The 15,517-nt window shown below is 40.2% G+C and carries 17 protein-coding genes and 2 tRNA genes; 10 read left to right on the forward strand and 9 right to left on the reverse strand.

The window, feature by feature from the left end:
• Positions 1-10: 10 nt before the first annotated feature.
• Positions 11-1,162, reverse strand: coding sequence for a DUF4221 family protein (locus tag BM386_RS02450; protein WP_170857016.1), 1,152 nt, complete (start codon positions 1,160-1,162; stop codon positions 11-13).
• 22 nt (positions 1,163-1,184) lie between these two features.
• Positions 1,185-1,439 carry a hypothetical protein gene (locus tag BM386_RS23560; RefSeq protein ID WP_170857017.1) on the reverse strand — a complete coding sequence of 85 codons (255 nt, stop codon included), beginning with the start codon at positions 1,437-1,439 and terminating at the stop codon, positions 1,185-1,187.
• Positions 1,440-1,581: 142 nt separating this feature from the next.
• On the opposite strand from BM386_RS23560, the gene BM386_RS02455 reads away from it, so the two are divergent.
• From BM386_RS02455 to BM386_RS23565, 3 genes are all read left to right on the forward strand, one after another.
• Complete coding sequence (locus BM386_RS02455) at positions 1,582-2,628, forward strand: SprB repeat-containing protein (protein ID WP_091691470.1); 1,047 nt, start codon at positions 1,582-1,584, stop codon at positions 2,626-2,628.
• A 70-nt stretch (positions 2,629-2,698) separates the two neighbouring features.
• Positions 2,699-3,706 (forward strand): UDP-glucose 4-epimerase GalE, encoded by a 1,008-nt coding sequence (gene galE, locus BM386_RS02460; protein WP_091691471.1) that lies wholly within the window; start codon positions 2,699-2,701, stop codon positions 3,704-3,706.
• 63 nt (positions 3,707-3,769) lie between these two features.
• Positions 3,770-3,967 carry a hypothetical protein gene (locus tag BM386_RS23565; RefSeq protein WP_091691472.1) on the forward strand — a complete coding sequence of 66 codons (198 nt, stop codon included), beginning with the start codon at positions 3,770-3,772 and terminating at the stop codon, positions 3,965-3,967.
• Here BM386_RS23565 and BM386_RS24080 read toward each other — a convergent pair.
• The 3 genes from BM386_RS24080 to BM386_RS02475 form a co-directional block, all read right to left on the reverse strand.
• A complete protein-coding gene (locus BM386_RS24080; RefSeq protein WP_139235833.1) occupies positions 3,948-4,205 on the reverse strand; it encodes a GIY-YIG nuclease family protein in 258 nt (85 codons plus the stop codon). The two genes, BM386_RS23565 and BM386_RS24080, sit on opposite strands and share 20 nt — an antisense overlap.
• 46 nt (positions 4,206-4,251) lie before the next feature.
• Positions 4,252-4,325: transfer RNA gene (locus BM386_RS02470), tRNA-Asp, on the reverse strand.
• A 265-nt stretch (positions 4,326-4,590) separates the two neighbouring features.
• A tRNA-Asp gene (locus BM386_RS02475) sits at positions 4,591-4,664 on the reverse strand.
• Positions 4,665-5,026: 362 nt separating this feature from the next.
• Between BM386_RS02475 and BM386_RS02480 the strand changes: the two genes are divergently transcribed.
• The 7 genes from BM386_RS02480 to BM386_RS02510 all read left to right on the forward strand — a co-directional run bounded on the left by BM386_RS02480 (position 5,027) and on the right by BM386_RS02510 (position 12,265).
• On the forward strand, positions 5,027-5,974 hold the full coding sequence (locus BM386_RS02480) for an acetyl-CoA carboxylase carboxyltransferase subunit alpha (RefSeq protein WP_091691928.1): 948 nt from the start codon (positions 5,027-5,029) through the stop codon (positions 5,972-5,974).
• 153 nt (positions 5,975-6,127) lie between these two features.
• Positions 6,128-6,967, forward strand: coding sequence for an MBL fold metallo-hydrolase (locus BM386_RS02485; RefSeq protein WP_091691473.1), 840 nt, complete (start codon positions 6,128-6,130; stop codon positions 6,965-6,967).
• Positions 6,957-7,760 carry a patatin-like phospholipase family protein gene (locus BM386_RS02490; RefSeq protein WP_091691474.1) on the forward strand — a complete coding sequence of 268 codons (804 nt, stop codon included), beginning with the start codon at positions 6,957-6,959 and terminating at the stop codon, positions 7,758-7,760. The genes BM386_RS02485 and BM386_RS02490 overlap by 11 nt, the downstream gene beginning before the upstream one ends.
• Complete coding sequence (locus BM386_RS02495) at positions 7,757-8,317, forward strand: 1-acyl-sn-glycerol-3-phosphate acyltransferase (protein WP_091691475.1); 561 nt, start codon at positions 7,757-7,759, stop codon at positions 8,315-8,317. The genes BM386_RS02490 and BM386_RS02495 overlap by 4 nt, the downstream gene beginning before the upstream one ends.
• Positions 8,318-8,486: 169 nt before the next feature.
• A complete protein-coding gene (locus BM386_RS02500) occupies positions 8,487-9,647 on the forward strand; it encodes a DUF4221 family protein (RefSeq protein ID WP_091691476.1) in 1,161 nt (386 codons plus the stop codon).
• 142 nt (positions 9,648-9,789) lie between these two features.
• Positions 9,790-10,956, forward strand: coding sequence for a DUF4221 family protein (locus BM386_RS02505; protein ID WP_091691477.1), 1,167 nt, complete (start codon positions 9,790-9,792; stop codon positions 10,954-10,956).
• A 142-nt stretch (positions 10,957-11,098) separates the two neighbouring features.
• Positions 11,099-12,265, forward strand: coding sequence for a DUF4221 family protein (locus BM386_RS02510; protein WP_091691478.1), 1,167 nt, complete (start codon positions 11,099-11,101; stop codon positions 12,263-12,265).
• A 39-nt stretch (positions 12,266-12,304) separates the two neighbouring features.
• On the opposite strand, the gene BM386_RS02515 is transcribed toward BM386_RS02510, so the two are convergent.
• The 4 genes from BM386_RS02515 to BM386_RS02530 all read right to left on the reverse strand — a co-directional run bounded on the left by BM386_RS02515 (position 12,305) and on the right by BM386_RS02530 (position 15,226).
• On the reverse strand, positions 12,305-12,628 hold the full coding sequence (locus tag BM386_RS02515) for a type II toxin-antitoxin system PemK/MazF family toxin (protein WP_091691479.1): 324 nt from the start codon (positions 12,626-12,628) through the stop codon (positions 12,305-12,307).
• Between the two features lie 115 nt (positions 12,629-12,743).
• A complete protein-coding gene (locus tag BM386_RS02520; protein WP_091691480.1) occupies positions 12,744-12,971 on the reverse strand; it encodes a hypothetical protein in 228 nt (75 codons plus the stop codon).
• A 159-nt stretch (positions 12,972-13,130) separates the two neighbouring features.
• Positions 13,131-14,315 (reverse strand): aspartate aminotransferase family protein, encoded by a 1,185-nt coding sequence (locus tag BM386_RS02525; protein ID WP_091691481.1) that lies wholly within the window; start codon positions 14,313-14,315, stop codon positions 13,131-13,133.
• A 14-nt stretch (positions 14,316-14,329) separates the two neighbouring features.
• Complete coding sequence (locus BM386_RS02530; protein ID WP_091691482.1) at positions 14,330-15,226, reverse strand: class I SAM-dependent methyltransferase; 897 nt, start codon at positions 15,224-15,226, stop codon at positions 14,330-14,332.
• Positions 15,227-15,517 lie beyond the last annotated feature (291 nt).

Consider the following 15,517-nt stretch of genomic DNA (forward strand, 5'->3'; position numbering starts at 1 on the left):
TTGCAACAGACTAATCAGAAAAATCAAAGGTATGGATAACCAGTTGATCCTCTTTGGAATCCGGATGGTCGGGATGATTGCCAAATAGATGGAGGCCTTTTTCTGAGACAAAATACTGGTGCGGGATATATTCATATTCTGGGAGTTCAAATTCATATTTTAGCTCAAAATTCTCATCATACACACTGAGAATAAAATGGGAGGGAGTTGCGTCAAATTTAATTGAAGAGATACCTTCTGGAACTCCTGTTCCTGGCCAGGTCATTCGGTAAAGTAGGTTTTTATTAGGATCAACGAGCATTCCTAAATTTTGGGGCTCAGATAAGACCTCCCTTATATTTTGCTCAATAGACTGATTTACTCTAGCCTCGTTTAAAAAAAAAATATTGGTGAACTCTGGAATTAAATTGCTTTGTAATTGGTAAGATTTGGTTTTATTAGAATTTATGTTGAAAACATCCAATCGATGGGAATAGAATGGTAGTATGTAGGTTTCATTTAAATTATACCCGAGTAAAATGGAAGGATCATTATAAATGTTCCCAAAGTTTGATTTGGAAAGTCTATAGGACGTGGTTTCAACCGTAAAATCACTCAAATTTAGCTTAAGGAATGGACTGAATTTTTTTAACCCCTCTTGCATTTCATAGGAATTTCGGAAATATATAATTTGGGGAAGGATTAATTTATTATTCCAAAAATGAAAAATTGAAGTGAAGCGAGTCAGAGACTTAGTATCTGTATAGTCTGGGCTAAAGTCACTTAACTTAATTTTAACCACTTCATTAGTCTCCATATCATAAATAGATACCAATCTGCCCCGACCTGGAAATGCTATTTTATTTTGATCGAATACATAAAATCCAACAATATTTCCCACACCCTGTGGCCCTTCACTTTCATAGCGAATGTATTCTGACACCTTCCGGCTGGCTAGATTGATTTTGGATATGGTGCTTCGGTTTTTATTATGCCAAAATAAATCCCCATCCACATATTGAAGTGCCATGGTATAAGGGTCAACTTCAGGTCCTATGGGGATAGTTAGCTCTTCTACCTGAAAATCCATAAGTGACTTTTCAGCACTTTCTTTGGATGGCGAACAGGCATAAATAAGAGAAAAGAGTGTTGCTAGGATAAGATTTAGAAATGCTGATTTCATAGTAGAAAATTCTTGCAATAGACTAATCAGAAAAATCAAAGGTATGGATAACCAGTTGATCCTCTTTGGAATCCGGATGGTCGGGATGATTGCCAAATAGATGGAGGCCTTTTTCTGAGACAAAATACTGGTGCGGGATATATTCATATTCGGGGAGTTCAAATTCATACTTCAGCTCAAAATTCTCATCATAGACGCTGAGAATATAATGGGAGGGAGTTGCGTCAAATATCATTGAAGAGATACCTTCAGGAACTCCTGTTCCTGGCCAGGTCATTCTTTTTGCAGGGATTGACGCAACTACTCCGGCGATATGGAGGAAGTTATCCTCGATAATTTCTATTTTTGGAGGAAAGAACCTAAACCTATTTTCCTCATTGTTTACACTAACTATTTTTTATTTGCTGATAAGCAGAATAATGCTTCTTGAGATCTACCCAGGTGACATTTTGGAAACTATTGCTGCTGCATCTCATTCTACTACCAATTACGAAGATAGTAGTCATTCTGAATTAATTGTAGAGGCGACCAATCAAATTAATCCTTCCTGTCCAGGGAGTTCTGATGGTGTGATAATTCTTGCGGTAAATGGAGGATCAGGACAATACCAATACAGTTGGAGTCATGATGTGAATTTGGATCAGGGGTATGCTTTAGACCTTACCGCAGATACCTATGTGGTAGAAGTGACAGACGAAGTGAGTGGGGTACAAAAAATCTTGGAAGTTACGCTTCATTCACCTCAGGAAATGGAGCTGGATCTCTCAGCCGTTATTTACCCGGGATGTAATGTGGCTTCATCAGGGCAAGTTACGCTGGACATCAGTGGAGGAACACCACCTTTTAAAGCTGTGGGATTTACAAGTCATTGGGAAAATGGTGAATTAATCGTTACCGAGTTGGGTGCAGGTACTTATAATTTTTTGATTAGTGATGACAAGGGTTGCTCAAAAACGATTAGTTTGGAGTTGCCAAATTCTGAGCCATTGGAAATTGATTTTGAACAGGTCAGTCCAACTTGTGTGGATGATTATAGCGGGACGATCATCGCTCAAGCCAGTGGAGGGATTCCTCCCTATACTTATCTTTGGGAAGATGGTACAGAAGGCACATCATTGACTAATATACCTGTGGGCTATCACAGTGTCACAGTGACCGACTCCAATTTCTGTTCAGTTACCTTTTCCGGTAACGTGATAGCAGGAATACCTGAAGTAAGAATGCCCACAGGATTTGATCCTTCTCAGGGCGTATATCAACCTATTTCCTCTTGCCCGATTTCCTACCAACTGATGATTTTTACCCATTGGGGTGAGTTGATATTCAACGACTCAACCGGCTGGGATGGGCTGTCATCAGGAGAAATAGTTACTGGCAATTACACCTACAGCCTAGTTTACACTTTCATTGAAGGCGGAGATGTAGAGATGGAAGAACTTCGAGGAGGGTTTACCTTAATCAAGTAAGACAAGTTGAAAAAAGATTTCAAAGCCCAGACTTTTGGATAGTTTTGTCCTATCAAATTTTTAAACAGAAATGAAGAAGATTTTAATCACCGGGGGAGCCGGATACATAGGTTCTCACACCGCAGTTCAATTGGTGCAATCAGGTTTTGAGCCGATTATCATAGACGACCTTTCTAATTCTGAGGAGAAAGTACTGGATAGGCTAGAGGAGATTTTAGGCAAAAGACTGACTTTCTATAAGGGAGACTGCAGTGACCGTGCCCTATTGGATCAAATTGCTTCTGAGCATGAAATAGCCGGAGTTATACATTTTGCGGCTTTCAAAGCAGTGGGAGAAAGTACCATTCAGCCTTTAAAGTACTATCAGAACAACATAGGTTCCTTATTGACCATCTTGGAATTTATGAAAGCCAGACAGATCAAAGACCTGGTTTTTTCTTCCTCATGTACGGTGTACGGTCAACCGGATGTATTGCCAGTTACTGAGCAGACCCCAAGGCAAGAAGCAGAAAGCCCCTATGGAAATACCAAGAAGATCTGTGAGGATATTATGGTGGATCTGGTGAAAAGTAAGGCTGGAATACGTGTGATTTCCCTGAGGTATTTCAATCCGGTAGGAGCACATCCAAGTGGTAAAATCGGAGAGTTGCCGATCGGAACTCCTGCCAATCTGGTTCCTTTTGTGACTCAGACTGCAGCAGGAATCCGTGAAAAGCTTACGGTATTTGGGGATGACTACGATACAGTGGATGGCTCTTGTGTGCGGGATTATATACACGTCATGGATTTGGCAGATGCCCATGTGAAAGCCTTGGCCTATTTGGGTGAGCAAAAAGATGATTTTTACGATGTATTCAATGTAGGGACTGGAAATGGCAATACGGTGTTGGAGGTGATCAATACCTTCGAAAAAGTCAATGGCGTAAAGGTTAACTTTCAAATCGGCGAAAGAAGACCCGGTGATATTGTGAAGATTTGGGCAAATACCTCCAAAATCAATTCAGTGCTAGATTGGCATCCCAGCTATTCCTTGGAAGACTCGATGAGAGATAGCTGGAATTGGCAAAAAAACCTTTAGATCTGATTGCTCAATACCTAGTAAAGATTTTAAGGTAGTAAAAGGACTTTCTTCATGTAAAATATGTATGAAGAAAGTCCTTTTTCTTTAGATAGAAATCCAGTGAGAAGGTGTACTCAAGTAGCTGTCAAACGAGGTTTCTCTGTAAAACAAAAAAGTCCCGAATTTCTTCGGGACTTTAAGCGGAATGGAATTGCACTGGAAAGAGGGGCGACCTTCCCGATGTATCGGGACAAGCATTCTAACCAGCTGAACTATTAGTAATTAATGTCTCAATATATGATCTGGATTTTTTCATTTTAATATGGCTCTCCATTTGAATAGCTTCCTTTTTTGTGGCAAAAGGCTTAACCCACACAATCTTCCAAGGACGCTTTCGGGCTGTATAGCCATCGTGCTTTCGATTAAGTTTTTTTAGTCTATCATTTGGGTCCTGACTAGAACCTATATAATACGATCTGTCTTTTTCAGACTGGAGGATATAGGTGAAAAATTCCATACACAAATAAAACAAAAAAAGTCCCGAATTTCTTCGGGACTTTAAGCGGAATGGACGGGACTCGAACCCGCGACCTCCTGCGTGACAGGCAGGCATTCTAACCAGCTGAACTACCACTCCAATGGTTTTAAATTAGAGATAACCTTTATTCATCTCCTGTGAGTGATCTCGAACTAGCGGCCTTCCCGAAGTATCGGGACAAGCGTCTCACAAGCTGAATTACCACTCCAATGGTTTTAAATTAGAGATAACCTTTATTCATCTCCTGTGAGTGATCTCAAACTAGCGACCTTCCCGAAGTATCGGGACAAGCGTCTAACCAGCTGAACTACCACTCCAATATTTTATTTGTCACTAGAAGATGAACTTTTTCATCAAATTTAAGCGGAATGGACGGGACTCGAACCCGCGACCTCCTGCGTGACAGGCAGGCATTCTAACCAGCTGAACTACCACTCCGTTTACTGCAATCCCAAAATAGTTATTGATTTCTCTTTAACTACCTCGTTTTTGAGTGATGCAAAGGTATGTTTTTGATTTGTTAATGCAAAAGCTCAAAGAGAAATTTGATGATAGAATTTGTATGGACTTATTTCTCAGGGAGATAATTTTACATAAATCCTTCTAAATTCGAAATCATCACTGCCCGAGCTGCGCTTTTATCGAGTATTAAGAAGGTAGCTTGCTTAGGACTCTGTCAGTTATTGTAACAAGGAATAAAAAGCTAGTGATAGGATGTAGGATAATCAGATAGCATCTTTTAAAAATTTTTAATTCCCAAGCGTATATGCTTATCTTTGTTTTTCCCAAAAATCACCAAAATGGTATTAGAATTCGAAAAACCTATAGCTGATTTAGAACAAAAACTTCAGGAAATGAAGGAGTTGGCTACCGGCAGAAATATCGATTTAAGCTCAGATATTGAATCCCTAGAAGATAAAATTCTTGCTTTGAAAAAAGAAACGTTTCAAAATCTGACCCGCTGGCAGCGCGTTCAGCTTTCTAGACATGCGGAAAGACCTTACGCTCTGGATTACATCTACGAGATGACTAATGATTTTGTAGAACTCCATGGAGATAGGAATGTAGCCGATGACAAAGCGATGGTAGGCGGTCTAGGCGATTTAGACGGCAGATCAGTGATGTTTATAGGTCAGCAGAAAGGCAGGAATACCAAACAGCGTCAACTGAGAAACTTCGGGATGGCAAATCCTGAAGGCTATAGAAAAGCGCTACGCCTGATGAAAATGGCGGAGAAGTTTGGTAAGCCTATTGTCACGTTGATCGATACTCCAGGTGCATTCCCGGGTCTAGAAGCCGAAGAAAGAGGTCAAGGAGAGGCGATTGCCCGCAACATCAAAGAGATGTTTATGCTGAAAGTACCCGTCATCTGCATCATCATCGGTGAAGGTGCTTCTGGAGGAGCATTGGGTATAGCCATCGGAGACCGCGTACTCATGCTGGAAAACGCCTGGTATTCTGTTATTTCCCCTGAAAACTGCTCTACTATTCTCTGGAGAAGCTGGGATTACAAGGAGCAGGCAGCAGAGGCTTTGAAACTGACAGCGATAGACATGCAAGGAAATGGCTTAGTCGATGGAATCATTCCTGAGCCTCTGGGTGGTGCACATAAGGACATGAAAAAAATGGCCGTTACGCTGAAAGAAGCAATTTTGGCAGCACTAAAAGAGCTTGACAAGATTAAACCTGAAAAAAGAATTGACCAACGCATCGACAAGTTTTGTTCGATGGGTGTGGTAGTTGAATAAACTAGTTTTGGCTGTCTCAAAAGTAAATTTGACTGTCATTTCGAGTGAGACGAAAGTAATCACAATGTGCCTTAACGTTGCATTAGTAAAGGATTACATCACGCTACGCTCAATGACAGGTACTTTTGAGGCAGCCTTTTTTTCTTTCATACCATGGATTTATACGTAGTCAACACTGGATTTTTCAAATTGGATGGCGGAGCCATGTTTGGTGTGGTGCCAAAAACACTTTGGACTCGAACCAATCAGGCAGACGAAAACAACCTTTGTACCTGGGCCATGAGATCACTCTTGGTAGTAGAAGGAAATAAAGTCGTGCTAATTGACAACGGTATTGGGGATAAACAGGATGCTAAGTTTTTCTCTCACTACTACCTACATGGAGAGGATTCCTTGGAGAAAAGCTTAAAAAAACTGGGCATTGCACCTCATCAAATCACGGATAACTTTCTGACGCACCTGCATTTTGACCACTGTGGAGGCGGATTGAAATATGGCTCACATGGGCAATACGAGATGACTTTCCCGAGGGCAACCTACTGGTCTAACAAGGATCATTGGCAATGGGCGACAGTTCCTAATCCTCGAGAAAAAGCCTCATTTCTGGAAGAGAATATACTTCCCATGCAAGAATTAGGACAGCTGGGATATTTGGATTTAGAGAAAAAGTCATTTCTGCCAGGTTTCGACTTTATTACCGTCGATGGGCATACCGATAAGCAGATGCTGCCGAAAATACAATATAAAGGCAGGACTGTAGTTTTTGTAGCGGATTTACTGCCTTCTGTTGGCCACATACCCTTGCCTTATGTGATGGGCTATGATACCCGACCGCTCCTGACGATGGACGAAAAGGCTGCGTTTTTAGATGAAGCAGCTAGGGAAGAATACATTCTTTTTCTAGAGCACGATCCTGTGAATGAATGCTGTACGGTCAAGATGACTGAGAAGGGCGTTCGATTGGATCAAACATTCAGACTCGATGAAATCTAAAGCAAAAATTGGAATAGCTTTCTCCGGGGGAGGAGTTAGAGGGATTTCTCATTTGGGAGTTTTAAAGGCTCTGACCGAATCCGGGATTTTTCCTACCAATGTGTCTGGAACATCCGCCGGAGCTATTGTGGGTGCAATGTTTTGTCAAGGCTACACACCGGAAGAAATTCTCAAAATCATAGTTGAGACAAATTATTTCAAGTTTATGAGGCCGGCCATTTCTCTGACTGGTTTTCTTAAAATGGATTCAGTAGGTAGTCTTTTCAAGCTTTACCTGGATCACGATGATTTTTCTCAATTGCAGATTCCTTTGACCGTAGCAGCTACAGATATTAAAAAAGGGAAAGTGCGCTATTACTCTGAAGGCGAGTTGATCCGGCCTATCATGGCGTCTTCCTGCATTCCCGGTATGTTTGATCCTATAGTCATTGGAAAAAGATACCTGGTTGATGGTGGCGTCCTAAATAATCTCCCCGTTGAGCCCTTGGATGGCATTTGTGATTTTGTGATAGGGGTGAACTGTAATCAGCTTCCTGAAGAAGCCAATATCAGCACCATGAAAAAGCTGATAGAGCGCTCCGTGATCATGTCAATGAATTACAATGTATATAGCCGCAAGTCTAAGTGTGATTATTTCATTGAGCCGCCAGCATTAGGGAAATATGGGGTGTTTGATATTAAAAAGGCTTCAGAACTATTTGGTGTGGGATACGATCACACGATGAAATTTATTGAGAATAATCCTTCTATTTTGGAATTAGCTGTGAAAAGCAAAAAATCTGTAAAAGCATGATGAAATTTTTGTCACGTATGGTGTTTTGGATTTCGGGCTGGTCCCTGAATGACCAGTGGCCTAAGGGATTGAAGAAAGCGGTGCTTATCGCCATTCCCCATACTTCCAACTGGGATATTCTCTATGCGCGTGCTGCATTTTTCCTGATGGATATTCCTGTCCGTTTTACCATCAAAAAGGAAGTGATGGTAGGACCTTTGGGCTGGCTTCTCAAAGGACTTGGTGCCATAGCCATTGATAGAAAACGTGTACCGGGAGGAAGAAAGCAGACCTATACCGAGTCCATGGTATCCATGCTGAATGAACGGGATGAACTGGTCATCATGGTGACTCCAGAAGGAACGAGAAGTCAGGTAAAAAAATGGAAATCAGGTTTTTATCATATTGCACTTGGAGCAAATGTGCCGGTAGTGGTTGGTTACTTGGATTACAAGAAAAAAGAGGCGGGGATAGGACCAGTAATTTATCCTGATGGAAATATGGATGGGCAGATCGAAGAGCTTAAAGTCTTTGGAAGAACGGTGACTGGAAAGCATCCTGAGAAGGGGATTCTGTAGTATTTTAAATTTGAAATTTGAGATTGCAGATTTCCATCAGCAAATAGCACCGATGGGATTTCCTGCCTTCGAATTAACTTTTTGTAACATCTACAATTCAGGTTTTTAGAAGTGTATCAATTACCTTTTAGTTTTAAAGGGTTTTAATTGAGTTATAAAATAGGGTTTTATGAGATGTTTGATTGTAGCTGGGTTATTTTTAGCCACTAGTGCATGCGCTTCTAAGGAAGAGAAAAAGCAAATTGTTTCGGATCAAATCAGCATTTCCTTAGATACCGTTTTCGTGGATTCAGGCGATGAATTGCTTTATTTACAGGATCAACTTTACTATTCTACGCTATCTGATGATAAAAGCTACCTGATCAATTTTAACAGGCAAGATTTTACTACCCAGAAGATAAGCCTAGATGAACTTAGGCTTTTAGAGCAGGTTCAATTCGAAAAAGAGGGGCCTAATGGCGTAACTAACGCGGTTCCCTACGTTTCAAACTTCTCGAATTGGTCGGATGAGAATATACTTATCTGGGATTATTTTATGTATAAAGTTTTTGATCAATCGGGTCACTTGGTCAAGGATTTGGACTTGGACAAAATTGCCCCTGAATTCCTCGGGGTTGATGAATACGCTGTAGGAGCAATTTTTCAAGTTGAAAACAATTCAGACCGGCTTGTTGCATCTGTTTTGCACTGGGAAAGTGGGGCTCGCCTGCTACTTGACTTTGATTTGGAGAAACAAACCTTTAAAAAAATAGCGTTGACAGAATTAGACAAGCTAAATGAATTCACTGTCAACCTCTTGTATGAAGGAAGTCCTGCAGGTAGCTATGGACCCAGTGCTGCAGCTATCAGTGTCAATGGGCAACTCGTTTTTAGTACGACTGCCTTTAACGAAGTGTTGATTTTTGATGTGGAAAAAGACAGCCTCTATACGAAAAGCTGGAATACCCCTTTATTGGGCGAAAAGAAAAGTTATGTGCCTCCGAAAGATATTGAACGAACCTCTGGTCAATTAAAGGAAATTGTCAGGAAAAATGAGGAAGATCTCAATTACAAATTTTTATTTTGGGATGAGAAGAATGAACGGTTTTTAAGGTTTTCAGAAAGAATTCATTTTGGAGAAGAGCTCAATGGGTACGGGGAATTTATACCAACTGGATCGGAAATTTTTTTAAGCGTATTTGATAAGAGCTTCCATCTAATTGCTGAAGCTGAGCTACCAGAACTGGATAAGCTTCCACTAAAATATTTCACTAAAGATGGTGATATCTGGATGTTTGAAAACATCAATGATGAACTGGCTTTTGTGATTGTAAAGATTGAGAACCTCTAAGAACGACAAGCATGCTGAGAACAGGATGTAGTAGATTTTCCATCATTTAACTTTTTGTAACATCTACAATTCAGGTATTTAGACATGTGTCATTTAACTTTTGGTGCAGTAAGTTTTTAACTATTTTCTAAATCCTGATTTTATGAGATTGTTTACCGGTATTTTATTTTTGTTGATCATGGGCTCCTTCTTATTCATTGGTTCTTGCGCTTCTAAGGAAGAAAAAAAGCAGGGCGTATCCGATCAGATTAAGATATCTCTGGATACTGTGATGATCGATGCGGGGGAGGAGTTTTTGTATTTGCAGGATCAGTTGTATGCATCCAGCCTATCTAAGGATAACAAATACTTGATCAATTTTAGCAGAAGGGATAACCTTGCAGAGAAGATCGATTTGGATCAACTGAAATTGGATAAAAAAATTCAATATGAAAGGGAAGGCCCCAATGGGATAGGTGATTACCCCTCTTTTACTTTGTTGCCCAATCAAAACCTGTTGTTTTGGACCTATAATTTTTATAAGATTTTTGATCAAGAGGGACAGCTAGTTAAGGATTTGGAATTGGAGAAAATTCCTGCAGATTACCTCGGTAGCAATGATTTTTTCCCAGTATCTTTTATTCAGGATGAAAGTGACCCTAACCACCTGGTAGGCTTAATTACCCAATGGAAAACACACACTTATTTTATAGTGGACTTTGATTTGGAGAAGGGAACTTCTAAAAAAGTTGATCTTCCAGACTATCAAAAAAATATCGAATATAATTTTGAGATTTTATTTGATGGATCTCTTGCTTCGGTGTATGGTCCTGGAATATATCCACTCCATGCTCATGGGAAATTACTACTCAGCTCTAGCGCATTCAACGAGGTACTGATTTATGATTTAGAAACGGACAGCTTGTCTGTTAAAAAATGGGATAGTCCGCTGTTGGGATATAAGAAAACTTACCTTCCACCTGAAACAGTTGAGTATAACTCAGGCTCAATGAAAGATATTGTGCGAAAAATGGACGAGGAAATTTCATATAGAAGCTTTGTTTGGGATGAAGAAAACGGACGATATTTCAGGTTTTCTGATAAAAAATATTTCGGAGAGGATCTCAATGAATTTGGAGAGTATGCTACCATTGGGGCTGATGTGTTCTTGAGTGTGTTTGATAAAAATTTCAACTTGATTTCCGAAGCTCAAATCCCTGAACTCACCCAATCTCCCAATTTCCACTTTGCCAAAGATGGGAACATTTGGATCTTTGAAAATATTGATGACGAACTGGCTTTTGTGATTGTAAAGATTGAGAATCTCTAAGAACGATAAGCATGCTGAGAACCGGATTTAGTAGATTTTTCATCATTTAACTTTTTGTAACATCTACAATTCAGGTATTTAGACATGTATCATTTAACTTTTGGTGCAGTAAGTTTTTAACTGTTTTCTAAATTCTGATTTTATGAGATTGTTTACCGGTATTTTATTTTTGTTGATCATGGGCTTCTTCTTATTCATTGGTTCTTGCGCTTCTAAGGAAGAAAAAAAGCAGGGTGTATCCGATCAGATTAAGATATCTCTGGATACTGTGATGATCGATGCGGGGGAGGAGTTTTTGTATTTGCAGGATCAACTATACTCTTCCAGTTTGTCAGCTGACAAGAGCTATCTGATTAACTTCAATAGAAAGGACAATTCGGCAGAGAGAGTTGACCTGAATGAGCTAAAATTGGAAAGAAAGATCCAGTACGAAAAGGAAGGCCCCAATGGAATAGGCGACTACCCACAGTTTACAATTTTACCAAATCAGCATATACTTTTTTGGAATTATCAATTCTATAAGATTTTTGACCAAAATGGCGAGTTAGTCAGAGACCTGGAATTGGAGGAAATAGTTGAAGAATACCTCGGCGTGAATGAATATTATGCCCGATCCCTGCAACAGGATGAGCGTAATCCTGAACGATTTATAGCCTTAGTCACTCACTGGCAAAGTAACACGGAATTCATCCTTGACATTGATCTGCAAAATCAAACGTATAAAAAGATTGACATGCCTGATTGGGCAAAGAATTCTGAACGATATATCAAGATTCTTTATGATGGGAATGATGCAGGTGGCTATGGAACGGGGGCTTATCCCTTGTTGGCGAATGGAAACTTTTTGGTGAGTTCGAATGCATTCAATGAAGTGCATGTATTTGATTTCCAAAGTGACAGTGTCCATGTGCAACAATGGGACACCCCCTTATTGGGTTATGAGAAAGAATATGTACCGCCCAAGACTGTGGAATATACTTCAGGTGGTATTAAAGATATTGAACGGAAAATAGGAGAGGAAATATCCTATGGAAGCTTGTTCTGGGATGAAAAAAACCAGAGATACTTCAGGTTTTCAGACAAGAAGCGTTTTAGCGAAGAACTCAACGAATATGATAGCTATGTCAGCACTGGCGCCGATGTATATCTAAGTATTTTTGATCAAGAGTTTAACTTGATTTCTGAAGCACAGATCCCTGAACTTACTCAATCTCCAAACGTGCACTTTGCCAAAGGTGGTAACATCTGGATATTTGAAAATATTGATGACGAAATGGCCTTTGTGATTATGAAGATTGAGGATCTCTAGTGATTTAAAGCACTCTTTACAGTTATGTGAAGGAAAAAGTTAGGTTTTAATGGCAAAGGCCTGAATCAATTTCAAATCAATTGATGTTAAATCATCGGTAGATACTCTACCTAATCTGCCCAAAATGATCTCTTTATCCAAGGTGGCAATTTTGGAAACTCGGACTATAGAGTCTTTTTTCAGCCCATTGTCTGTCGTTGGATGAACTAGCAAATCAAATTGTGATGATCCTTTTATCTGAGTGGAGATAAAGGCCACGGTAACATCAAATTCAGAGGCTAATAAAACTAAGGCTGGCCTATTTTTTAATCCTGATAAATCTGTAAAGGGGAAGGGGACAAGAATAATATCTCCCTTTTTCATATGTTTATCAATTGATTTTTAATTGCCACGACCTGTCCCGTCACGAAGGATACGGGATGGAATCTCGCAGCGTTTGTAACCATGCTAGCGTGTGTCGTTATCGACCATCTCGATTTCATTTGTACCTTTCTTTAAGATCTTCTACTCGATAAATATCCTCCTCCTTCTCTAAAAATTGATAAGGTTTACCCTCCTTTAACATATGGTATATACCTTCCTGAAGTGTTTTGTCATCAAGTCGTTTTAGGATAAAATCAGCAAACTCATTTATCTCCTTTATTTTTTCCTCTGGAAGTTGTTCTAAAATATCGACCGTTTTGTCAATTAATTCCTGTTTTGACATAATGAATAGGTTTTACTTAGCTAAAATATCAATATTTTTTTTGATTGTACACTTCTTTGCCAGTGGATCACAATGGCCACGAATTCGCTCGGCCACCGGATTTGAGGTTCTTAAAGGGAGGAGGAGATAGATTTCAAATTAGAAATCTCAAATTAGAAATTAGTTCACCTCTTCTATAGCTTTCAAAATCACAACACAAGCTTCATGGATTTCAGAAGCAGTAATAGTCAAAGGAGGCGCTATGCGCATTGCATCATCGCAGAACAAAAACCAATCGGTAATCACTCCCAATTCAATAGCACGATCGATTATAGGCTTGAGCACATCAAATGACTCAAATTCAACAGCCATTAATAATCCCTTATTCCTAATGCTTTTGATTTTTGGATGAACCAAAAGAGTCTTGATCAAAGCTGCTTTCTTTTCAACTTCCTCAATCAGTTTTTCCTCCAGAAGAATTTGAATCGTAGCCAAAGAAGCCGCAGCACTCACCGGATGTCCCCCAAACGTAGTGATATGTCCAAGTATTGGATTGTTTTTGAAAACACCCATGACCTCCTTATTGGCTACAAATGCGCCAATTGGCATTCCTCCGCCCATTCCTTTGGCGCAGACTAGAATATCTGGAACTATCTCCATATGCTCGAAAGCCCAGAATTTACCCGTTCTACCAAAGCCGCATTGAACCTCGTCCAAAATCAATAACGTCCCTGTTTCATCACATCGCTTGCGCAAAGCCTTGAAATATTCCGGTGAAGCCACCCGAATTCCTGCTTCTCCCTGCACGGTTTCTATCAATACCGCCGCTGTTTCCTGATCTATGGTTTCCAGGTCTGAAATCTGTCCATAATTAATATGGCTAATCCCTGGCAATAAAGGTCTGTAGGCTTGCTTGAAAATCTCATTTCCACCCACACTCAATGAGCCATGCGAACTTCCATGATAAGCATTGACGCAGGATATCAATTTGGGCTTTCCGGTAAACCGTTTTGCCAGTTTTAAGGCACCTTCAATCGCTTCGCTTCCACTATTTACCAGATAGACATTGTCCAGCTTTTCGGGTAAGGTATCGGTCAATGCTTTAGCCAAAAGTGACTGGGGACTTTGTACATATTCTCCATAGACCATCAAATGCAGGTATTTATCCAGCTGGTCTTGAATCGCAGTCAACACCTTTGGGTGTCTGTGTCCCACGTTGCTCACCCCAATTCCTGAAATAAGGTCTATGTATTTCTCTCCATTGGGTCCAAAAAGATAGATACCTTCTGCTTTCTCCACTTCGATCATCAAAGGGAAATCTGTAGTTTGGGCAAGATGTTGTAGGAAAAGCTGACGGTTATTCATTACTGGTATTTAGATCAAAAGCTGGAGAACCTAAAGAAGATTCCCAGCGGAAGTTTTTTGTTTTGATTGTCCTGTAGGAAGAGCTCCCCATGCTCCGCATTTTGTACGTTTTTGAACGTTGTGTTGATCAAATTCGCTGCGATGAGCGAAGAAAAGCTAAGGGAGTACATGTTGAGCAGGAGGAAATGATCTTTTGGATCCAAGATCTCCGCACAGACTTTCAACATTTCATTGATCTGCTCTTCCAGCACCCATTTTTCTCCATCTGGTCCACGGCCATAAGCAGGGGGATCAAGGATAATTCCATTGTACTTGTTTCCTCGGCGCGCTTCTCTTTTGATGAATTTCATCGCATCATCCACCATCCAGCGGATATCGGATTGACCTGAAGACTCCATATTATGTCTAGACCAGGTCACTACCTGTTTCACAGAATCCAAGTGGGTGACATCGGCACCTGCAGCTTTGGCGGCTACACTTGCAGCACCGGTATAGGCGAAAAGATTGAGTACTTTTGGTTTTGAAATAGGCGAGCGCCGAATGGTTTTGTAAAGGTAATCCCAGTTTACCGCCTGCTCAGGAAAGAGACCAATGTGCTTAAAGGAAGTCTGAGCTAGGTTTAGCTTAAGATTCAATCCCTCTTCGTTGGCATATTCTATTGCCCAGTTGTGGGGCATTTTTTTCAGTTGCTCCCAGTTTCCCTTTTCAGGATTGCTCTTTTCTTTGGCAAAGTGCGCATGGGCCAGATTTCTCCATTCACTTTCTGGGAGCGTTTTATCCCAAATCGCCTGAGGCTCTGGTCTGCTGAGAATGAATTCACCAAATCGCTCCAATTTCTCAAAACCTCCGGTGTCAATAAGTTCATAATCTTTCCAAGGCCCAGGACAAAGTGATAAGATGGATTCGCTCATAGCTGTGTTTTTTTCAGGTTGCAAAAATAAGGAATTAATCGGAGGCATGCAGTGCTTCCACTTTTGAATCCTTACTTGAGGATGGTTTTGCAATTGAAAAGAAGGGTTAACTTTTTTCTGGAAAATGAAGAAACCTGACCCAGTTAGATCAAGTAGATTCAAATTAAGTTGATTGGTACTCAGGCTACTTATTGTTAACTATTCTCTAATCTGATCGGTAAGCCTGTTTTTTTGTACTTTTAGAATTATTTTCAAATAAAAAACTAAAAATTCTGTATCCTGTCGCCCAAA

This window comes from Algoriphagus locisalis (assembly GCF_900116615.1).
GTDB classification, from domain to species: domain Bacteria; phylum Bacteroidota; class Bacteroidia; order Cytophagales; family Cyclobacteriaceae; genus Algoriphagus; species Algoriphagus locisalis.